Consider the following 20,459-nt stretch of genomic DNA (forward strand, 5'->3'; position numbering starts at 1 on the left):
AGAATGTTCTCAGGCTGTTTTGTCAGGATATTTTTTATTCTTCCTCTTCTTCTGCATCTGCTTCTTTTTCGACAATGTCGGCAAAAAGGCCATACACATATTGTTCTGCATTAAATTCCTGAAGGTCATCCATTTTTTCACCTAAACCTACAAATTTCACCGGTATTTCCAGCTCATTTCTGATTGCCAGAACGATGCCGCCTTTTGCAGTACCATCCAGCTTTGTAAGAACAATCCCGGAAACATCTGTTGCTTCTTTGAAGGTCTTTGCCTGTATCATGGCATTTTGTCCGGTTGTAGCGTCAAGAACAAGCAATACTTCGTGAGGGGCACCAGGTACTTCTCTTTCAATTACGCGCTTGACCTTTTCCAATTCTTTCATTAGATTAACTTTGTTCTGAAGGCGCCCTGCTGTATCACATATTAAAATATCAGCCTTGCGGGACTTGGCAGACTGGACAGCATCATACATGACAGCTGCAGGGTCAGAGCCGGCTCCCTGCTTAATGACATCTACACCGACACGTTCACCCCATACCTCTAGCTGTTCAATTGCTCCCGCACGGAAAGTATCACCTGCCGCAAGCAGGACACTTTTTCCTTCACTCTTGAACTTATGGGCAAGTTTTCCGATTGTCGTAGTTTTTCCGACACCATTAACACCTACAAACAGGATTACTGTAAGTCCATCTTTTTGAATGTTTAATTCTGTAGAAGTTTCTCCTGCACTGTCATAAATATCTACAAGCTTCTCAGAAATAACTGCCTGAACCTCGCGCGGATCCTGAATATTCTTGCGCTTCACTTCTTTTCTCAGTTCATCAACCAGTTCCATGACAGTGTCAAAACCGACATCCGCTCCAATTAAGATTTCTTCCAGTTCCTCAAAAAATTCCTCATCTACTTTCCGATATCTTGAAACAAGGTCATTTACCTTATTTGAAAAATTATCGCGGGTTTTGGTTAGTCCGTCTTTAAACTTTTCTGTAACACTATCTGTCTGTTTAGTGATTTTTTCTTTTAGTTTTTTAAAGAAACTCATGTTTTCACTTCCTTTTAATAGCTTTTTGCTGCATGCTGTTTGTTCCGAATGAGTCTCGCATCTTCCGCTTTAATCAATTCAGTAAAACAACTTATTCGGATCAGCTAAATTACAAAACTTCCTTTATGTATAGCAGCGGAACAGTGTTATAACCGTCCCGCCTTAAAGATCCTATTGAGTAATTAATTCCCTTGTTTCCTCCAGCCGCACAGAAACCAGTTTGGAGACACCGGATTCCTGCATGGTAACACCGTAAAGGACATCCGCTTCTTCCATTGTTCCTTTTCTGTGGGTGATCACAATAAATTGGGTTTCAGCACTGTATCTCTTTAAGTATTGGCTGAATCTTTGTACATTCGCTTCATCCAAAGCAGCCTCAACCTCATCAAGTATACAGAATGGAACAGGCCTTACTTTCAAAATGGAAAACAATAATGCAATTGCTGTAAGTGCTCTTTCTCCCCCGGATAATAATCCGAGGTTTTGCAATTTCTTTCCTGGAGGCTGCGCGACAATTTCCACACCTGTATTCAATAAATCATCAGGCTGGGTCAAGCGCAGATCTGCTCTGCCTCCGCCAAATAAAGATTGGAAAACCGACTCAAAATGAAAACGGATCCCTTCGAACGTTTCTTCAAATCGCCTTTTCATTTCAACATCCATTTCATCAATAACCTGGAATAGTGTATCTTTTGCTTCCTGAAGGTCAGTTTTTTGCTCAAGCAGGAATTCATAGCGTTCCGATACTCTTTCATACTCCTCGATTGCTCCAAGATTTACAGCTCCAAGTTCCTCAATAGACAGCTTTATGAGTTTTACACGCTTTCTGGCTTCGTCAACATCAATCTGAAGCTGGAATTCTTCTTTAGCCGCTTCAAAAGACAGCAGGTATTCTTCCCTTAAGTGATTCAGCCTATTCTCAAGCTCAACATCCAGCCGATTCTGCTTAACTTCCTCATCCTTTAAAACTTCTACAAGGCCTTTATGCTGGCGTTTCAATTCTTTCGCCTCAAGCTCCTGGTCCTCTAAAGAAGCTTGGAGCTTTAAACGCTCATTCCTTCTTGAAGAAATCAGTTCAAGCGTTTCATTCTTTTCCTTCAGTTTTTTCTGTGCTGCTTCTTCCAAATGTTGTTCACCTGAAGAGCTGTTTGTCATTTCGGATGAAAGGAGCTCTAAATCTTCTTTAACGGTTTTCTGCTTCTCTTGGGTCACAGCAAGCTCAGAATTTATAGCTGCAAGCTTGTCCTCAGCATGGTTCAGCTGCTCACTCTTGGAAGCGAAGCTGATTTTCAGCTCATTAATTTCAGATACAACAGTTTCCTTTGAAGTCTGCTGGGTGTTTTTTCTTTCTGTTAATGCTTTTATCTCATTATCAAGGCTGGCTATCTGCTTTTGCTGCTGATCTAATAAAGCTGCAAGCTCTCCCTTTCTTGCCAGCAGCCTTTCAATATCTTGAGAAAACTGTGCTTTATCCATATCATAAAGGGATAGGCGCTCATTAATGCTTTTTTCTTCGAACTCAGCTTCTAAGAGCTCTCCTTTTACCTTCTGTTCCTTCAGCCGAAGCTCTTCACCTGTTTTTTTAAGCTGTTCTATGTGTAATTCCTGTTTTTGAATTTCGCTTTTTTGCAGTTTTACTTGCTTTTCGAGATTTGCTGTTTTGGATTCCATATCCACAATTCTGGACTTAAGCTCTTCAAGTTCACCTTTACGGGAGAGAATTGAAGTACTTTTCTGTTTCACCGCTCCACCGGTCATGGAACCGCCGGGATTAACCACATCTCCGTCAATTGTTACGAGTCTCACACGGTATTGAAGAAGCTTCGCAAGTTCATTGGCACCTTTGAGATCCCGGGCAATAACCACATTGCCAAGCAAGTTCTCAATAGCAGGCTCGTGTCTTCCATCAAATCGTATCAGTGAAGCTGCTTCACCGATAAAAGCAGGGTGCCCCTGAACCGTTTTCAATTGCCCGGTACCCAGCTTCTTCCCTTTCACTACACTTAACGGAAGGAAAGTGGCTCTGCCGTAAGAATTTTTTTTCAGGAATTGAATGGCATTTCTCCCATCCTGTTCATTTTGTACGATGATATGCTGCATAGCACCGCCAAGAGCTGTTTCAATCGCAATTTCATACTCTTTTGGCACCTGTATTAATTCAGCTACGGCTCCTTCAATTCCCTGCAGCTTGCCGCCTCTTGCTTTCAAGACTTCCTTTACACCTTGGAAAAAACCCGAAAAATCCTCTTCCATTTCATCAAGCATTTCCTGACGGGATTTTGCCTGCTGCAAATATTGATAAGCCTGATACAAGGTTTTTTCTTGTTTTTGGTAATTGGTCTTTAATGATTCAAGCTTGCGGCTTTCATTGCGGAAAACATGTACTTGATTTTCTATTTCCTTTTGCAAGTTTTCAAGATCTATTTGTATCTTTTGTTTTTTCTCTTCGTTTTTCTTGCGGTCAGCAATATATTTTTCATTATCCGTTTCAAGCCTTGAACTGCGCTGATCCTGCTGGTTCAGCTGCTGATTAATATTCTGCAATTCATTTCTTGAGGCTGCCTGGCTGTTCAGCACTTCAATATAATCACTTTTCAGCGACTCAATTTTCTCTTCTGTGTTTTCACTATATTGCTTTAGCTGCTCCTGCTTTTCCTTTAATGCTTTTTGAAGCCTGACTGCTTCTGACTTCACTTCTTTCTTAAGAGCAGAGTGCTTTTCTTCCTGCTCTTTTAACTCAGCAATCTTCATTGTAAGTTCTCTCATGTTTCTATGGAGCTGGTCTTTATTCTGGCTGGCATTTTTCTTCCGCTCTTTGAGAACTTCTTTTCTGCCTTCCAATTTTTCCAGCTCTTCACTTGCATAAAGGAGAACATCATGCAGATCATTTACTGATTCATCAATTGCAGCAATCTGATCCTTTAACTCTTCGACTTTCGCTTCCTTGTTCTGGATTACTGCCGAGAGCTTCATTTCATCTTCTGTATGCTGCTCGAGCTGGCGTGAAAGCTGCTCCCATTTTGAATGGAGCTCCTCTATCTCATAAACTGTGAGGGCAACCTCTATCTTCTCAAGTGCTTCCTTCTGCTGCAAATAGTCTTTTGCAATAGAGGCCTGTATTTTTAACGGCTCTACCTGAGTTTCCAGTTCATGAAGTATATCGTTTACCCTGTTTAAATTATCCTGGGTTTCGGAAAGCTTGCCTTCCGCCTTTTTCTTTCTTATCTTGTATTTAAGCACGCCAGCAGCTTCTTCAAATATTGTCCGGCGCTCTTCAGCTTTACTGTTTAGAATTTCTTCAACTCTGCCCTGGCTTATGATTGAGAAGGCTTCCCTGCCAAGGCCTGAATCCATAAATAAATCTACGATATCTTTAAGTCTGCATGTTTGCTTATTGATCAGGTATTCACTGTCACCTGACCGGTAGACTCTTCTTGTAACACTGACTTCGCTATATTCGATCGGCAGACCCTGATCGGCGTTATCAAGAGTAAGCGTCACCTCTGCAAAATTCTGCGCTCTCCGGGAATCGCTGCCTGCAAAAATGACATCCTCCATTTTTGCACCGCGAAGGGACTTAGCTGATTGTTCCCCCAAAACCCAGCGGATGGCATCAGTTATATTGCTTTTCCCGCTGCCATTCGGACCGACAACCGCTGTGACCCCAGGAACAAAATCAACCGTTATCCGCTCAGCAAACGACTTAAATCCAATTACATCAAGCCTTTTTAAAAACAACCTTGGTCCCCCTCTGTCACCTCATGTATCTGCTCTTTGATGTTTTACTTTATATGGTTTTTTAATACTTCAAGAGCCATTTGGGCCGCATGCTGTTCCGCTTCTTTCTTGGATCGGCCGGTGCCTGTCCCAAGTTCTCTGCCATTTAGAGAAACAGTGGAAACAAATTCCCGATTGTGGGCAGGCCCCTTTTCCTGAAGGATCTTATATTCAATTGCACCTGCACCATCCCGCTGCACAAGCTCCTGCAGCTGGCTTTTAAAATCCATCACATGCGAAAAAGCACCAGAATCAATCTTTGGAAAAACAACTTTTTCCAAAAAGCCAACAACTGTATCCAATCCTTTGTCCAGGTATAATGCACCAATAAAGGCCTCGAATACATCAGCAAGCAGAGCCGGTCGGGTTCTTCCTCCTGTCATTTCCTCACCTTTACCGAGGAGTACCAGTCTGCCAAATGACAATTCGTGGGCAAATGAGACCAGGGATGGTTCGCAGACAACTGCAGCCCTCAGCTTCGTTAACTCACCCTCGCTCATCATTGGATATTTGAGGTAAAGGAATTTTGAAACAGTCAGTTCGAGGACGGCATCACCCAAAAACTCCAGTCTTTCATTGTCTTCATAAGGCTTTCTCCGATGCTCATTCACATATGATGAATGGGTAAAAGCCTGCTTTAGTAATTTTTCATTTTCAAATTGAATTCCGATTTCCGTCTGGAATTCTTTAAATTGTTTTTCGATTGCGCGAAATGATTTTCTTTCTTTATCTTTATTGCTGCGCATAATGCATCCACCTTGCTAATATTAATATTCTTTAAGTTTTATTCTCGATTAAAAAGGCCCTTTTCTGAAAGATTGTTGTTCTGGTTTGTGAATTCTGTCCGTTGATTGCAGCGAAAGGCACGCAGCGAACCCGCGGGGAGGAATGCGAGCCTCCTCGGCTTCGCCTGCGGGGTCTCACACTTCCCTCTCCTCCCGCTGGAGTCAAGTGCCTTCCGCACCAATCAACTCAGCAAAGTAAACTAGGTTATGAAAAAGCAACAAACTTTACGAAAACAGCCATTAAAAATAACTAGACCTTGATTTACACTGTCCTAAGCAAGCCAATGGGCTGTTCGAGATCCTCCTTGAAAGAACAGGGTCCGGAAAAAAATAAACAATCATTTTCGAGGATCTCGCACCTTTCGCCCCAATCAACTCAATGAAAAAAATTCCAGCCCCAAAGTCATAAGGTTTAAGTAAATATACATTCAAAAATTTTAATTAATTGTTCTTCCCTAAGTTTACGTAATAAAGAGGAAAAACGCAAAAAAACTTCTATATAAAGCTATTTATGTTTCATATGGCACGGCCATTTTCACAGAAGAAAGCCCCGTTATCAAACGGAGCTTTTGAGAAACATATTTACTGTCCACAGTCACCTGGTGCAGACCGGAAGCTTAATTCTATGGTGCCTTTCAATGCTGCAGGTAACACCGGACAATAAACATCTGCTGATAAAAATTGCTGCAGTGAGGGGGATTCCCTCACTGCAGAGTGGTCCTACTAACGATTATTGGCTAGCTTTTATGTAATTTACAGCGTCACCGACTGTTGCGATTTTCTCAGCATCATCGTCAGAAATTTCCATGTCGAACTCATCTTCTAATTCCATTACTAATTCTACTACATCAAGGGAATCAGCACCTAGATCATCTTTGAAAGAAGCCTCTAATTTCACTTCAGACTCTTCAACACCAAGACGGTCCACGATGATCTTTGTTACACGTTCTAATACTTCTGCCATGCTTGTTCACCTCCCCTCAAGTATTATAGATTATTTTTAGCCTTTATTGAAAGGTTTTATAAAAAAATTTGCATTACAAGCCTGTTACAATTTTACATGACCATTCCGCCATCAACATGCAGGGTTTGGCCAGTCATATAACGGCTGTCCTCTGAAGCAAGAAACACTGCCACATTTGCAATATCTTCAGGTTCCCCGAAGCGTGCCAATGGAATTTGCTTCAGCATTTGCTCCCTTACATCCTCGTTCAGCTTATCCGTCATATCAGTTGTGATAAAGCCCGGTGCAATGGCATTGACTGTAATCCCTCTCGATGCAAGTTCCTTTGCTGAGGTTTTTGTCAGGCCGATTACCCCCGATTTGGCAGCGACATAGTTAGCCTGTCCAGGATTTCCGCTGACACCCACAATGGATGAAATATTGATAATGCGGCCGCTGCGCTGTTTCATCATCTGTCTGGTAACAGCTTTTGTACACAGGAAAACACCTTTCAGGTTAATGTTAATAACATCATCCCATTCGTCTTCCTTCATTCTCATAAGCAGATTGTCCTTTGTAATCCCTGCATTATTAACCAGAATATCCAGCTTCCCGAATTTTTCAACGGTTTCTTTCACCATGCCGGCAACAGAATCACTGTTCGACACATCACATTGAATAGCGAATGCATTTCGGCCTAATGCTTTAATTTCGTCAACAACTTCGTTTGCCCTTGCCTCACTTCCGGAGTAGTTAACCGCAATATCTGCACCTTGCCTGGCAAGACCCAAAGCGATTTCTCTTCCAATTCCTCGGGAAGCACCTGTTACTAAAGCGGCTTTTCCTTCTAGCTTCATCTCAATTCCTCCTTCAAGGATTCAGTAACTGCCTTGCATGATTCCGCATCTGAAACGGCATACGTTTTAAGGGAACGATCTACCTTTTTCACTAAGCCTGACAGTACTTTTCCTGGCCCAATTTCTATAAATGTATCTACTCCAAGCTTAATCATCCTGCGTATTGAATCCTCCCAGAGTACAGGAGAATACAGCTGTTCAATTAATCTGCCATTTATTTCTGAAGCGGAAGTCATTTCAGATGCGGTTACATTGGCAATGACTGGAACCTTTGCATCTTTAATCTCAATTTCGTCAAGGATTCCCCTGAACTTCTCCGCAGCAGGCTTCATTAATTGGGAATGAAACGGGCCGCTTACCTCCAGTGGAAGCACACGCTTGGCACCTTCTTCTTTAGCCTTCACAGAAGCAAGTTCCACTCCTGCTTTTGAACCTGAAATGACAATTTGTCCAGGACAATTCAAATTTGCAAGCTGAACCGGATTTCCACCTGCAGAAACCTCTTCTGTAACTGCAGTAAGCTTGTCCCTGTCAAGGCCCAATACAGCAGCCATTGTTCCCTCGCCATTAGGAACTGCTTCTTCCATGAATTCCCCACGCTTACGCACAGCATACACTCCATCCTCAAAGGAAATAGCTTCCGCAGCTACCAGTGCTGTATACTCCCCAAGGCTATGGCCCGCCACAAAATCAGGTGTTATTCCAGATCTTTTAAAATAATCGAGAATGGCAATGCCAGTGGTCAACAGTGCAGGCTGTGCATTTGTTGTCAAAGTCAATTGCTCCTGAGGCCCTTCAAAAATAAGGGACGATAATGAAAATCCAAGTTTTTGATCGGCTCTTTCGAAAAATGATTTTACTTTATCATCCTGTGCAGCTAAGGCTTTTCCCATCCCTGCGGCCTGGGATCCCTGCCCAGGGAATATAAATGCGATTTTACCCATCGTGCTTCCCCCCAAGTTTAAATTGTTTATTTAAGAGCTGGTTTTTGGGCTTCTTTTTCAACTGCTTCCTTAATCGTATCAGCAACATTGTTTTCGACCATGTTCCTGGTCTGCCTCACTGCACTGAATAAAGCTGTTGCATCAGAAGAACCATGCGCTTTAATAACCGGCGCCTTTAATCCAAATAAACCTGCACCGCCGTATTCAGAATAATCCATTTGAGATTTCAGCTGGTATAAATCAGGCTTTAAGGCTGCTGCTGCCAATTTAGTTTTTAAGCTGCTGGTCAGAGCTGTTTTCAGCATTTTAAATACTGATAAGGCAGTACCTTCAATTGTCTTAAGCACCATATTGCCTGTAAAGCCATCCGTCACTACCACATCCGCAGCTCCTTCAAGCAAATCGCGCGCCTCTACATTTCCGATAAAATTGATATCTGCCTTCTTCAGCAGATCAAATGTATTTTTTGCCAGCTCATTGCCTTTTTTCTCTTCTGTTCCGATATTTAGAAGGCCTACTCTTGGGTTGGAAACTCCGCGGACCTTTTCGGTATATATAGAACCCATAATGGCATATTGAAGAAGATGCTCAGGCTTCGCGTCCACATTTGCCCCTACATCGAGCAAAAGGAATCCTTCTCCCCCAATTGTTGGAAGAGTCGGGGATAATGCCGGGCGTTCAATGCCCTCAATCCTTCCAACAACAAAAAGGCCTGCTGCCATAAGAGCACCCGTGTTTCCTGCCGAAATGCAGGCATCCGCCTTACCATCTGTTACAAGCTGCGCTGCAAGTACCATTGATGCCTTTTTCTTTCTGCGGACAGCTCTTACCGGCTCATCATCCGGCAAGATGACTTCTTCTGTATGTAAAATGTCAATCCGCTCATTTGAAGTAAGGTATTGGTTTATTTTTGACTGATCGCCTACAAGGGTAATATGTACATCTTTAAATTCTGCGGCAGCTTTCATTGCCCCAAGGACAATTTCCTTTGGGGCATTGTCGCCTCCCATTGCGTCTATGGCAATTTTCATGATGCTTCATCCTTTAGTGATTATTTTTTTCTGAACATGTCAAATTCGCCTTTAAATACTTGCTCGTTATTCACAAAGCTATTGACTTCAACTATCGTTCTTCCGCTGTCAATGTCAATTGTAAGGACCTTTGCTTTTGCGATGACACGCTCATTTAATCTCACTGGCCTGGTAAATTGAATATTGGCTTTTGCCGTTAATGCCAGCTCATCATTTATTACAGCAACTGCCAGTGAATTGGCCTGTGCAAAAAGGTGATGGCCCCTGGCAATTCCATTACGCTTAAAGACATGTTCATTTTTCACATCGAAAATGGATATTGCCGTTTTATCCAATTCTATATCTATTATTTCACCGATTATTTCTTCTATTGGTAAAGATCTCACTTCATCCTCAAAACTTTTTTCGGCAACATGCTTGATTCGCTCACGCAATTCGGGAATCGATAATTCCAGCCGATCGAGTCTGATTGTCTGGACGCTAACTGAAAATTTTTCTGCAAGTTCCTCGTCCGTGACAAAAGGATTTTCTTTTATTGTGTCCGTTAATAATGCTTGGCGTTCTTTTTTATTTCTTTTCATTAAAATCCCACCGTCCGAGATATTAAGACTAGGTACTAATAGTAGTATATAATCAAAAAAAGCAGATTGCAAGAAAGAACTTTTCTGCAATCTGCTCTCATCAACTTTTTTCTAGTCGAGTTTTTCCCCTTCCAGTACTCCTGTTTCCTTTAAATATTGCCGCAAAGGCAGATACTCATCTGCATGCCAGAATTCATTCGATTCCACTAGAGCTGCTGCATCGTTTCTAGCGGTTTCGAGTGCGCGGTAATCATGGACCATGTCGGCGACTTTAAATTCCGGCAGCCCGCTTTGTTTTCTTCCGAAAAAGTCTCCAGGACCTCTCAGTTCAAGATCTTTTTCACTTAGAGCAAAACCATCATTTGTTTCTGTCATGATTTTCATGCGTTCTTTTCCAACTTCCGATTTAGGATCAGCCAGAAGTACACAATAGGATTGTTTATCTCCTCTACCTACTCTGCCCCTCAACTGATGCAGCTGGGCAAGCCCAAACCGCTCCGCATCATAGATCACCATCATCGTTGCATTCGGAACATTTACACCGACCTCAACCACCGTGGTGGAAACAAGAATCTGGCTTTCATTTCGGCTGAAGGCTTTCATAACATTTTCCTTTTCATCCGGATGAATCCTGCCATGCATGAGACCGACATTATAACGGCCATGAAAATGATGCATCAATGTTGCATGGACATCTATTGCGTTTTGAACATCCAGTTTGTCTGACTCCTCAATAAGGGGACAGATCACATATACCTGCTGACCTGCTGAGAGTTCCTTTTCCATAAAACCAAGTACCCTGTCAAGCATTTCAGGTTTTGCCCAATAGGTTTCAATTGCTTTTCGTCCTGCCGGCATTTCATCTATTATGGATACATCCATTTCACCAAAGACTGTTATAGCCAATGTTCTTGGGATCGGCGTTGCAGTCATGAACAGAACATCAGGATTTTCACCTTTCTCCCTGAGTATACGCCGCTGCCCGACCCCGAATCTATGCTGCTCATCCGTAATGACAAGCCCCAGATTATTAAATTCCACTTCTTCCTGAATAAGTGCATGCGTGCCAATGAGAACATCAATTTCTCCATCCTTCAGGTGCTGGAGAATTTCTCTTCTGCGCTTTCCTTTTACAGAGCTTGTCAGGAGCTCACACCGCAGCCCAAACGGCACCAGCATCGTATTTAATGATTCCGCATGCTGTTCTGCCAGGATTTCAGTCGGGACCATTAAGGCTCCCTGAAAGCCTGCTGTCCTGCTGGCAAAAAGAGCAATCGCCGCAACTGCTGTTTTGCCGGAGCCAACATCCCCCTGTAATAGCCTGTTCATCCGGTATGGAGATTTCAGATCAGTCAGGATCTCATTAACTACCCTTTTTTGTGCTCCGGTTAAAGCAAATGGCAGTGAGTCAATAAACTCCATTAATCTTGAAAGATCATATGCCTGCGCAATCCCTTTTGAATGCTCTCTTTCAATCTTTCTTAGTGCCTGCATTTTTAATTGAAAATAGAAAAACTCCTCATAAACAAAACGCCGTCTGCCCTGCTTGAGTTCCTGATCATTTGCAGGAAAGTGAAGCGATCTTATAGCATCCTGCCTATTTAAAAGTCTATATTGCATTAGATATTTTTCAGGCAAAGTTTCCAATATTTCATTCCCATACTGTGAGAAAGCCAGTTTAATAAACCGCCTTATTCCTTTAACTGTGATATTCCCTTTTACTGCGTATACCGGCTCAAAATCCTTATTGTTAGAAGCATTTCCAATTTTCAGTTCACTGGCTGTAATGACCTGCCGATGCTGATCCCATTTTCCAGTAACTGTAACAGTTTCGTTTAATACTATTTTATTCTTCAAATAAGGCTGATTGAATAGGATCACTTGTATGAGATATCGTCCTACAAGCACTCGAACTGTCAGCCTGGAGCGTTTCCTGCCGTAATAAGCAAGTGAAGGTTCACTGTGGACCTTTCCTTCAACGGTTACTCTTTCATCATGCTTTATTTCTGCCAGGTCCTTGAGCCTGTAATCTTCATATCTATATGGTAAATATTCGAGCAAGTCTTTTACAGTGTGTATATTCATATCAGCGAGTAATTCAGCCGATTCCTCTCCGATGCCTTTTACAGCTGTAACAGACTGGATTAAATTTGGATTCACATTAATTGAACGGCTGCCAATTTTATTTTTCTTTCAGACAGTCCGCCACCCCTCCCTGTTCCGTTACTTTTTCTTACAGGCTTATGAAGCACCTGCTTTATAACTAGCACATTATGATTTGAATATGCAAGAAAGATACTTTAATGGCCAATAAAAATTTATGTTTTACAAGCATTAAAAATAGGCTGAAATGGATAAAAGCGAAGGCTGGGCCCCCGCTTTATTTATTGGTTATTCAATTGAGAAAATGAAAGAGTATAGTGGCTGTTTGCCATCGTGGATCTCGACTTCAATATCTTCATATTTATCTTCTATATAGCTGATAAGTGAGTCTACATCCTCTTCTGATGCATCTTCACCCTTTAAGACGGTAAGGATTTCAGAGTCAGCGTCGATCATTCCTTCCAGAAGATCTTTAGCAGCCTGGACTCTATCCTTGTTTTTCACAACAATTTTCCCGTCTGCAATACCCATGAAATCGTCTTTTTCAATCTCAAGGCCATCGATGCTTGTATCACGGACAGCAAATGTTATTTGGCCTGTTTTCACATGCTGAAGGGCATCTGTCATGCCTTCTTCGTTTTCTGCAAGTTCAGCACTTGGGTTAAAAGCAAGAAGTGCAGCCATTCCCTGAGGAACAGTTTTTGAAGGAACAACTACTGCCTCTTCTTCTGTCACTTCTGCAGCCTGCTGTGCAGCCATAATGATATTTTTATTATTTGGCAAAATGATTACTTTTTTTGCATTTACCTCTTTAATGGCTTTTACGATATCTTCCGTGCTCGGATTCATTGTCTGCCCGCCCTCAATGACCGCATGTGCGCCGATGCTTCGGAAAAGATCTGCGATGCCGCTGCCCATTGATACAGTCACAATACCGTACTCCTGTTTTTCTTTAGGCTTAGCTTGAGCTGCTAAAGGTGTAGGGACGTCTTCGACCAGGTTGGTGTGCTGCTGGCGCATATTTTCAATCTTCATATTGATTAAGCTGCCATAGCGCTGTCCGTATGTCAGGCAATCACCAGGCTGTTCAGAGTGGATATGTACTTTAACAAGCTGCTCATCAGCAATTACTAACAGGGAATCGCCATATTGACTTAAATCCTGGCGGAACCTGTCTTCTGAGAAAGGATTGGCAGCAAGCTTTTCATCTTCGAATTTAACCATAAATTCAGTGCAATAGCCAAACTCAATATCCTCGGTGTTCATAAAGCTATGAACATTTTTATGGTGTTCTGCACTTACCAGGTCATCCATCTTCGGAAGGGCTGCCGGTGTATCAGGAAGTTTTTCGCCTTTTAACTCGGCAAGAAATCCTTCATACACAAAAACAAGGCCCTGGCCGCCGCTGTCTACAACTCCAACTTCTTTTAAAACAGGAAGAAGATCAGGAGTGCGGTTTAGGGAAGCCTTGGCTTCCTTCAGAACTTCCTCCATAATCACGATGATATCATCTTCATGATCCGCAGCCTGGACCGCTTTCTTGGCGGAATCTTTAGCAACGGTAAGGATTGTTCCTTCAACCGGCTTCATTACAGCCTTATAGGCCGTTTCTACCCCAGCATTCAAGGCGTCGGCAAACTCTTTTCCATTGATGGTTGCTTTTTGTTCAATCGCTTTTGAAAAGCCCCGAAACAGCTGGGAGAGGATTACTCCCGAGTTTCCCCGTGCTCCCATCAGCAATCCTTTAGAAAGAGCAGAGCCTACCTTTCCAATATGTTCCTGGATATTAGCTTTTACTTCCTTTGCTCCGGAAGTCATTGACAAATTCATGTTGGTTCCTGTGTCTCCATCAGGAACAGGGAAAACATTTAAGGCATCCACTAATTTTGCATTAGCAGATAAATGGTTCGCTCCTTGTATGACCATTTCTGCAAAAAGCTTCCCATCTAAATCTTTTTTTGACACAAGTCTTTCCTCCTCACTACGGGTTCGTTACTCGAACTCCCTGAACGTAAATATTAACCGAGTCAGTGCTAAGCCCAACTGTTTTATCAAGGGTGTATTTCACTTTAGATTGCACATTATGGGCAACCTCGGAAATTTTCGTTCCGTAACTAACAATAATATACATATCAATATGTACTTCATCTTCTTCCTGACGCACAATTACACCACGGGTAAAATTTTCTTTTCGCAGGATATCTGTAAGGCCATCCTTAATTTGATTTTTAGAGGCCATTCCTACGATGCCGTAGCAGTCCACTGCTGCACCACCCGCTATTGTTGCAATTACATCATTAGAGATATCAATTTGCCCGAAATTTGTTTTTAATTCAATGGACATGGTTCGTTCCCCCTTTAGAAATTGCTTTACATAAAAGTTTCTTCAAGCACTCCCGCCTAACGATAGTGCTGGCCTGAATTGAACCCTCCCGAGGCTTAGCCTGCCGGCAAGATACCATTCTCTTTCTAGCCGGGCAGCGGTCTTTCTAACTCCAAGCTTAAAGCATACCTTATAATATTCTACTATATGAGCTTTGATATTGAAAGTCATACTTCTTTATCCCTATTATAGCTCATGCTCCAGCCCCCTATGTCAAGGAAATTTTCTTGAAAGCAAACTATTGCAATCAGAAGGGTTGTATGATAAATTATTAAAGTATCTTTTAATGCCGAAACCCGCAAAGGGATTCCGCATTAATTCAGATGGATGAATCTGACTATTGCAAATGAAAGCATTGAAAAATAGTTTCAGCTTATGCTTTTAGTAAGGAGGGAAACATACATGCCACGCAAATGTGTAGTAACTGGTAAAAAAACAACTTCAGGTAACGCACGTTCTCACGCAATGAACGCTAACAAGCGCACTTGGGGTGCTAACCTTCAGAAGGTACGTATTCTTGTAGACGGTAAACCTAAACGTGTTTGGGTTTCTGCAAGAGCACTTAAATCAGGTAAAGTTGAGCGCGTCTAACATGCTCAGGGACATCCCTTTTGGATGTCCTTTTTTATTTTCCTTCTATGACCCCTTAACATTCTCTCCCATTAAGGCAAAAAATAAAAGCACCCCAATGAGGTGCCAAGTTTAGATGCTATTTTCTTTTTAATTTATGGGTGTCTACCCTTTTTTGAAGGTCCCTAACATGGCACGCACAATGCCTCCTAGAAATTTAGGAAGTTTGATTGTATAAAATCTCATTACTCGTGTCCCTCCTCACGATCTTACGCATCCATTCTGTCCTTAAATCGTCTTTACCATCTTATTCAAATAATGAAAGATGAGTACTCATGATTACAAAAAATGATCAGAAAGCAATTCATGCTAAGACATTTATCCAGCTTCCTGCATCCTGCTGGGCAGCATCTGCCCGGCATTTAATCCTTGCTTCTTACAACCATTAATATGCCTTCAGTAAAAGAAAAAGTACCACAATCATCAATAAGTTCATTGCTGATACAAAGAGTAGAACCGGCAAATACGGTGCGATCTGTCAGCGGATACTTGAAATTTCTTAGGGTGAGGCCTTTAATTTCCATTGTGATCGGAACAAAAGAAATATATTTGAATTCTGAATATTTCTTTATGCTGTACTGCCCCGGAGTCTTAATATAAACCATATTCGTTTTGTCAATAATTTCAACAGGAACTAAGAATTCCGCAAGTGCGGGCTTTATTAGCAGCTGAATATTTGCAAACAAGTGGTCCAGCCTGCCGCCAGTTGCACCAAGTAAACGGACTTTTTCAGGTTTTTGGCCGAGTGCCCAATTCAGGGCAAGCTCCATGTCCGTTTCGTCCTTCTCCGGCTTGAACCTGTTCAGCTCTTTTACATTTTCTTCAATGATAAGAAGCTCGTCTGTTGACACCGAATCAAAATCACCAAATGCCTTTTGCGGCTGAATCCCTCTTTGAATTAGAGTAAGTACCCCTCTGTCTACCCCGACCCAAATATCAGCAGTATCATTTAACGAACTCAGATCAGGCAGCAGGTCATCAGGGCCGCCGGCTAAAATATTGATAATCATTATACATTGCTCCATTCATTTTATGTATCTTAAATGACAAAAAGCCAGCTGTATTCCAGCTGGCTTTTATTAATGCGAACCCTTTAAAGCAGCAATCGCCGCAGCTCTGTCTTTTTGATTATAAATTGCTGACCCAGCAACCAGCACGTTCGCTCCAGCTTCAATACACAATTGGGCTGTTTCTTCATTAACTCCGCCGTCCACTTCAATTTCGATGTTTAGACCTTTTGAGTTAGCCAATTCCTTAACGGCTGAAATCTTCGGAAGAACAGCTGGAATGAATTTTTGCCCTCCAAAACCGGGATTAACAGTCATAAGCAATACCATATCAATATCTTCGATAACATGCTCTAACATATTAACTGGTGTAGCTGGATTTAGAACCACTCCTGCCTTGACATCTAAGGATTTAATAAAATGAACCGTTCTGTGAAGGTGCTTGCATGCTTCTGCATGAACAGTGATGTAATCTGCCCCCGCATTAGCAAATGCTTCAATATAGCTATCCGGATCTTCTATCATCAAATGAACGTCAAGGGGCAGCTTGGTAACAGGACGGATGGCATCAACTATTAATGGACCGATTGTGATATTCGGCACAAAATGGCCGTCCATTACATCCACATGAATATAATCGGCGCCGCCGCGTTCAACATCTTTAATCTCTTCTCCCAATTTAGAAAAGTCTGCCGATAAAATAGAAGGTGCTATTTTTACCATAAATTAATACCTCGGCTTTCTATCTTTGATTTCCTGCAGAAAGGTTTTATAATGTTCATACCTGTAGGCTGGTATTTCACCTTTTTCACAGTCGGCCTTTACAGCACATTTAGGCTCAGCCATGTGCAGGCATCCTCTAAATTTGCAAAGTTCGCTTTTTTCCTGTATTTCCGGAAAGCAATAATTGAGATCCTCCAGTTCAATATCTGTGAATTCAAGTGAGCTGAAACCCGGTGTATCAGCAACAAGCCCTTTTCCAACCTCGATCAGCTCTACATGTCTGGTCGTATGCTTCCCCCGGCCCAAATGTGAAGAAATATCATTTGTTTTCAGCTCCAGGTCCGGTCTTAAAACATTTAACAAAGAAGATTTCCCTACCCCTGACTGTCCGGCAAAAACAGATATCTCACCTTCCAGATAGGGCATAAGATCTTTAACGCCTTCTTCTGTTTCAGAGGAGGTCAGCAAGACATCATAGCCTGCTTTGCGGTAATCCGCTGCATATTGCTGAATTTCCCTATACTCATCCTCGTCCGCCAGGTCAATTTTAGTAATGCAGATGAGCGGCTTAATATGATTAAATTCAACCAGAACCAGGAAACGATCTAAAAGAGAAGTGCTAAAGCCCGGTTCAACAGCTGAGAATACTAGAATGGCCTGATCAACATTGGCAATCGGCGGACGAATCAGCTCATTTTTCCGTTCCTTTACTTCTAAGATGTATCCTTCTGTATTACTTTCAGCCTGAAATACAACTTCATCACCGACAAGCGGTGTAACTTTATTTTTCCTAAAAACTCCGCGTCCGCGGCACTGAATGACTTCATTGCCGCTTAATACATAATAAAACCCGGCTAAGGCTTTAATGATTTTGCCCTCAGGCATAGCAACACTCCTTGCTTATGATTCTTCATCCGGATAAGGTATTTCCTTTTCCTCAAAAACCTGGCCATCCCGCAGAACCTTATAGGAGGCATTCTGTCCAGGGGCTATTGTCAGATCGATTGGTATTACCACATCTTCATATATCAGCTCTGTATGCATGGGTTCAGAACCTGTATTATTCATATCTTTAATGATAATCTGAACTTCGTTTGGCTCACCTTCGGAGGCAGGCTCATATGGAACACTGATCTCAATATTTTCAGTCTTAGGAAGGAGCTCTTTTTTTCCCTTCGAAAGAACCACTGTCACCTTCTGTCCCCTCGTCAGATTAGTTCCTGGAGCCGGATCCTGTTTGATAACAAGCCCTTCAGGGACTTCCTCATGATACTCTTCTTCCCCATAATCAACTTTCAATCCGGAAGATTCTTCGTACTCCTGCAGACCTTTTTCGTTATAGCCGCGTAAATCTTTTAATGCAATCGGCGCTGGGCCTTTGCTGACAGTGAAAATCAATTCCGTATCCTCCGGAACGACGAGATCACCATCTGATAGGTTTTGATCCAAGATGGTCCCGGCCGGCTCACTATCATTAGTTTCTTCGTTTTTTTCAATGCTTTTAAAATTTTTGCTTTCAAGAAGGCGGACAACATCATCAAATTGCCTTCCCTGGTAATCTGCTAATTCAAATTTTTCCTTGCCTGAGCTTTCATAGATATCAATGGCAGTTCCCTCTTTGACAGTCCTGCCTGCTTTTGGATCTGTTTTAACAACCAGGCCTTCTTCAACATCAGGGTCACTGATCGGCTTTGTATCCCTAACCGTAAATCCTGCGGCAATTAGCTCTGCCACTGCATCTTCCACCTCTTTGCCGGACACATCCGGAACCTGAACATCCTTTGGCTCCAAAAGATCAGGGAAAACGGTTATAGCCAGGATTGCTGTCACAATCAAAAACATAAAGACTGATACAAGTATGATTGGCCATTTCTTTTTCTTTTTTTTCTTCTTTTTCTCCTTCTTATTCTTTTCAGGGAGAGGTTTTGCTGCAGGCTGCGTGTCACCCTTTGGATCCTTTGCATGCACAAGGGTTTCGTCCATACTCTGAAATGAGCCGTCATCTGTAATAACAGGGATAGCTTTGGTTGCATCATCGTCAATCGGCACTATAAATTTCTTTTCATGCAGCCTTTCGGGCTCTAGAGCTGTTCTGATATCTTCTTCCATTTCTTCAACAGAATCATACCTGTGAAAAGGATCTTTGGCGGTTGCTTTTAAAACGATATTTTCAACACTTTGCGGAATGGAGGGATTCCATCTCTTAAGCGAAGGCGTCTCCGACTGCAGATGTTTAAGTGCTATTGATACAGCAGATTCACCTGAGAAAGGAAGTCTGCCTGTCAGCAGCTCAAACATAACAATGCCAAGGGAATAGATATCAGACTTTCTATTGGCCATTCCCCCTCTTGCCTGTTCAGGAGAAAGATAATGAACAGAGCCTAACACCGAATTGGTCTGGGTTATGCTGGTTGCACTTAAAGCCATTGCAATTCCAAAGTCAGTAATCTTAACATTACCATGCCTGTCTATCAAAATATTATGCGGTTTAATATCCCTATGGATGATATGGTTCTGATGTGCATGAGAGATGGCTGAGGTCAGCTGTTTCAAAATTTCCAAAGCATCATCTATGGGAATAGGGCTGTTTTGCTGTATGTATTGCTTTAACGTTTGTCCATCTACATATTCCATCACAATATAATAGATTGTATCCTCCTCGCCAACATCATAGATATTGACGATATTCGGGTGGGCTAGGCTGGTAGCAGACTGGGCTTCACGATGAAAACGGCGGATAAATTCTTCATCTTCGGCAAAGTCCATCCGAAGCACTTTCACGGCTACATCACGATCAAGAATCATATCATGGGCCAGATAGACATTTGCCATGCCTCCTCCGCCAATCATTTCAATAATCTTATAGCGGCCGCTTAATCTTTTTCCCTTAATCATCATTTATCATCCCGCTCTCATTGCTTTCATAATACTCAGCAATCACGAGCGTAATATTATCTTCTCCGCCATTATCATTGGCTTTTTCTATCAGCACTGAGGCTTTTTCTTCCAGTGTACCTCCGCTATTGAGAATTTCACTCATATCAGGCACAGCCACCTTGTTAGATAATCCGTCAGAGCATAATAATAATAAGTCGCCTTCTTCGAATGTAATGGTTTTAATATCCATCTCAACAGCTGCTTCAGTTCCCAATGCTCTCAGCAGAACGTTTTTTCTTGGGTGATGCTCGGCATCTTCCTTTGTAATCTGCCCTGACCTTACAAGTTCATTCACCAGGGAATGATCTTCCGTCAGCTGCTGAAAACCTGATTCATTTAAAATATAACATCTGCTGTCTCCGATATTTGCAATAGTCGCAAAACGGTCGGTACAAATCGCAGCAACAACAGTAGTCCCCATACCCTCGCACTGTTCATTCACTTTCGAATGTTCATACAGAATGGTGTTGACCTCTGCAATATGCTTCTGCAGCCACCCTTCAGCCTCATCGGCCGTCTGAAAGTAATCTGTTTGATCCCAGAATCCTTTTAAATTCGTTAAAGTCATTTCGCTTGCCACATCACCAGCACGGTGGCCGCCCATGCCATCTGCTACGATGGCAAGGCGCTGTCCCCCGCTGTTAATATAGATGCCGCCATTATCTTCATTATGCTGCCTGACTTTGCCTCTATCTGTCATAAAAACAGCTTTCATT

The 20,459-nt window shown here is 42.3% G+C and carries 18 protein-coding genes; 1 reads left to right on the forward strand and 17 read right to left on the reverse strand.

What is annotated here, in order from left to right; all coding sequences use genetic code 11:
- Positions 1 to 34 precede the first annotated feature (34 nt).
- The 11 genes from ftsY to AC6CHU_RS03545 all read right to left on the reverse strand — a co-directional run bounded on the left by ftsY (position 35) and on the right by AC6CHU_RS03545 (position 14,407).
- Positions 35 to 1,042 carry a signal recognition particle-docking protein FtsY gene (ftsY, locus tag AC6CHU_RS03495; protein ID WP_159862632.1) on the reverse strand — a complete coding sequence of 336 codons (1,008 nt, stop codon included), beginning with the start codon at positions 1,040 to 1,042 and terminating at the stop codon, positions 35 to 37.
- Positions 1,043 to 1,213: 171 nt separating this feature from the next.
- Positions 1,214 to 4,780 carry a chromosome segregation protein SMC gene (gene smc / locus AC6CHU_RS03500; RefSeq protein ID WP_498120062.1) on the reverse strand — a complete coding sequence of 1,189 codons (3,567 nt, stop codon included), beginning with the start codon at positions 4,778 to 4,780 and terminating at the stop codon, positions 1,214 to 1,216.
- Between the two features lie 44 nt (positions 4,781 to 4,824).
- The gene (rnc, locus tag AC6CHU_RS03505; RefSeq protein ID WP_159862630.1) at positions 4,825 to 5,565 is read right to left on the reverse strand and encodes a ribonuclease III; all 741 of its coding nucleotides are present in this window, start codon (positions 5,563 to 5,565) and stop codon (positions 4,825 to 4,827) included.
- A gap of 769 nt (positions 5,566 to 6,334) precedes the next feature.
- The gene (locus AC6CHU_RS03510) at positions 6,335 to 6,568 is read right to left on the reverse strand and encodes an acyl carrier protein (RefSeq protein ID WP_009330799.1); all 234 of its coding nucleotides are present in this window, start codon (positions 6,566 to 6,568) and stop codon (positions 6,335 to 6,337) included.
- A 92-nt stretch (positions 6,569 to 6,660) separates the two neighbouring features.
- Positions 6,661 to 7,404, reverse strand: a complete 744-nt coding sequence (gene fabG, locus AC6CHU_RS03515; RefSeq protein ID WP_159862629.1) for a 3-oxoacyl-[acyl-carrier-protein] reductase — start codon at positions 7,402 to 7,404, stop codon at positions 6,661 to 6,663.
- On the reverse strand, positions 7,401 to 8,348 hold the full coding sequence (fabD, locus tag AC6CHU_RS03520) for an ACP S-malonyltransferase (protein ID WP_159862628.1): 948 nt from the start codon (positions 8,346 to 8,348) through the stop codon (positions 7,401 to 7,403). The genes fabG and fabD overlap by 4 nt, the downstream gene beginning before the upstream one ends.
- Positions 8,349 to 8,374: 26 nt before the next feature.
- The gene (plsX, locus tag AC6CHU_RS03525; RefSeq protein WP_159862627.1) at positions 8,375 to 9,379 is read right to left on the reverse strand and encodes a phosphate acyltransferase PlsX; all 1,005 of its coding nucleotides are present in this window, start codon (positions 9,377 to 9,379) and stop codon (positions 8,375 to 8,377) included.
- Positions 9,380 to 9,399: 20 nt separating this feature from the next.
- Entirely contained in the window at positions 9,400 to 9,960 is a 561-nt protein-coding gene (gene fapR, locus AC6CHU_RS03530; RefSeq protein ID WP_159862626.1) for a transcription factor FapR, read from the reverse strand.
- 111 nt (positions 9,961 to 10,071) lie between these two features.
- Positions 10,072 to 12,120, reverse strand: coding sequence for an ATP-dependent DNA helicase RecG (recG, locus tag AC6CHU_RS03535; RefSeq protein ID WP_159862625.1), 2,049 nt, complete (start codon positions 12,118 to 12,120; stop codon positions 10,072 to 10,074).
- A 231-nt stretch (positions 12,121 to 12,351) separates the two neighbouring features.
- Positions 12,352 to 14,028, reverse strand: a complete 1,677-nt coding sequence (locus AC6CHU_RS03540) for a DAK2 domain-containing protein (RefSeq protein ID WP_159862624.1) — start codon at positions 14,026 to 14,028, stop codon at positions 12,352 to 12,354.
- Between the two features lie 16 nt (positions 14,029 to 14,044).
- The gene (locus AC6CHU_RS03545; RefSeq protein ID WP_009330806.1) at positions 14,045 to 14,407 is read right to left on the reverse strand and encodes an Asp23/Gls24 family envelope stress response protein; all 363 of its coding nucleotides are present in this window, start codon (positions 14,405 to 14,407) and stop codon (positions 14,045 to 14,047) included.
- Between the two features lie 441 nt (positions 14,408 to 14,848).
- Here AC6CHU_RS03545 and rpmB point away from each other — a divergent pair, with 441 nt between their 5' ends.
- On the forward strand, positions 14,849 to 15,037 hold the full coding sequence (rpmB, locus tag AC6CHU_RS03550) for a 50S ribosomal protein L28 (protein ID WP_019381740.1): 189 nt from the start codon (positions 14,849 to 14,851) through the stop codon (positions 15,035 to 15,037).
- A gap of 144 nt (positions 15,038 to 15,181) precedes the next feature.
- On the opposite strand, the gene spoVM is transcribed toward rpmB, so the two are convergent.
- The 6 genes from spoVM to AC6CHU_RS03580 form a co-directional block, all read right to left on the reverse strand.
- Positions 15,182 to 15,262, reverse strand: a complete 81-nt coding sequence (spoVM, locus tag AC6CHU_RS03555; protein WP_019381739.1) for a stage V sporulation protein SpoVM — start codon at positions 15,260 to 15,262, stop codon at positions 15,182 to 15,184.
- Between the two features lie 176 nt (positions 15,263 to 15,438).
- Entirely contained in the window at positions 15,439 to 16,086 is a 648-nt protein-coding gene (locus AC6CHU_RS03560) for a thiamine diphosphokinase (RefSeq protein ID WP_498120066.1), read from the reverse strand.
- 69 nt (positions 16,087 to 16,155) lie between these two features.
- The gene (rpe, locus tag AC6CHU_RS03565; RefSeq protein WP_498120068.1) at positions 16,156 to 16,806 is read right to left on the reverse strand and encodes a ribulose-phosphate 3-epimerase; all 651 of its coding nucleotides are present in this window, start codon (positions 16,804 to 16,806) and stop codon (positions 16,156 to 16,158) included.
- A gap of 3 nt (positions 16,807 to 16,809) precedes the next feature.
- Positions 16,810 to 17,691, reverse strand: a complete 882-nt coding sequence (rsgA, locus tag AC6CHU_RS03570) for a ribosome small subunit-dependent GTPase A (RefSeq protein WP_159862621.1) — start codon at positions 17,689 to 17,691, stop codon at positions 16,810 to 16,812.
- Between the two features lie 15 nt (positions 17,692 to 17,706).
- Positions 17,707 to 19,701, reverse strand: coding sequence for a Stk1 family PASTA domain-containing Ser/Thr kinase (pknB, locus tag AC6CHU_RS03575; RefSeq protein ID WP_498120070.1), 1,995 nt, complete (start codon positions 19,699 to 19,701; stop codon positions 17,707 to 17,709).
- Positions 19,694 to 20,458 (reverse strand): Stp1/IreP family PP2C-type Ser/Thr phosphatase, encoded by a 765-nt coding sequence (locus AC6CHU_RS03580; RefSeq protein ID WP_498120072.1) that lies wholly within the window; start codon positions 20,456 to 20,458, stop codon positions 19,694 to 19,696. Before AC6CHU_RS03580 ends, pknB begins: the two co-directional genes overlap by 8 nt.
- Position 20,459: the final 1 nt, after the last annotated feature.

The organism is Cytobacillus sp. GQ23 (genome assembly GCF_059758675.1).

What these genes read in the sequence shown, in the direction of transcription:
- ftsY (WP_159862632.1), bottom strand. Translation starts at nt 1,042, where the DNA reads ATGAGTTTCTTTAAAAAACTAAAAGAAAAAATCACTAAACAGACAGAT.
- rnc (WP_159862630.1), bottom strand. Translation starts at nt 5,565, where the DNA reads ATGCGCAGCAATAAAGATAAAGAAAGAAAATCATTTCGCGCAATCGAA.
- AC6CHU_RS03510 (WP_009330799.1), bottom strand. Translation starts at nt 6,568, where the DNA reads ATGGCAGAAGTATTAGAACGTGTAACAAAGATCATCGTGGACCGTCTT.
- fabG (WP_159862629.1), bottom strand. Translation starts at nt 7,404, where the DNA reads ATGAAGCTAGAAGGAAAAGCCGCTTTAGTAACAGGTGCTTCCCGAGGA.
- fabD (WP_159862628.1), bottom strand. Translation starts at nt 8,348, where the DNA reads ATGGGTAAAATCGCATTTATATTCCCTGGGCAGGGATCCCAGGCCGCA.
- plsX (WP_159862627.1), bottom strand. Translation starts at nt 9,379, where the DNA reads ATGAAAATTGCCATAGACGCAATGGGAGGCGACAATGCCCCAAAGGAA.
- fapR (WP_159862626.1), bottom strand. Translation starts at nt 9,960, where the DNA reads ATGAAAAGAAATAAAAAAGAACGCCAAGCATTATTAACGGACACAATA.
- AC6CHU_RS03545 (WP_009330806.1), bottom strand. Translation starts at nt 14,407, where the DNA reads ATGTCCATTGAATTAAAAACAAATTTCGGGCAAATTGATATCTCTAAT.
- rpmB (WP_019381740.1), top strand. Translation starts at nt 14,849, where the DNA reads ATGCCACGCAAATGTGTAGTAACTGGTAAAAAAACAACTTCAGGTAAC.
- spoVM (WP_019381739.1), bottom strand. Translation starts at nt 15,262, where the DNA reads ATGAGATTTTATACAATCAAACTTCCTAAATTTCTAGGAGGCATTGTG.
- AC6CHU_RS03560 (WP_498120066.1), bottom strand. Translation starts at nt 16,086, where the DNA reads ATGATTATCAATATTTTAGCCGGCGGCCCTGATGACCTGCTGCCTGAT.
- rpe (WP_498120068.1), bottom strand. Translation starts at nt 16,806, where the DNA reads ATGGTAAAAATAGCACCTTCTATTTTATCGGCAGACTTTTCTAAATTG.
- rsgA (WP_159862621.1), bottom strand. Translation starts at nt 17,691, where the DNA reads ATGCCTGAGGGCAAAATCATTAAAGCCTTAGCCGGGTTTTATTATGTA.
- pknB (WP_498120070.1), bottom strand. Translation starts at nt 19,701, where the DNA reads ATGATTAAGGGAAAAAGATTAAGCGGCCGCTATAAGATTATTGAAATG.
- AC6CHU_RS03580 (WP_498120072.1), bottom strand. Translation starts at nt 20,458, where the DNA reads ATGAAAGCTGTTTTTATGACAGATAGAGGCAAAGTCAGGCAGCATAAT.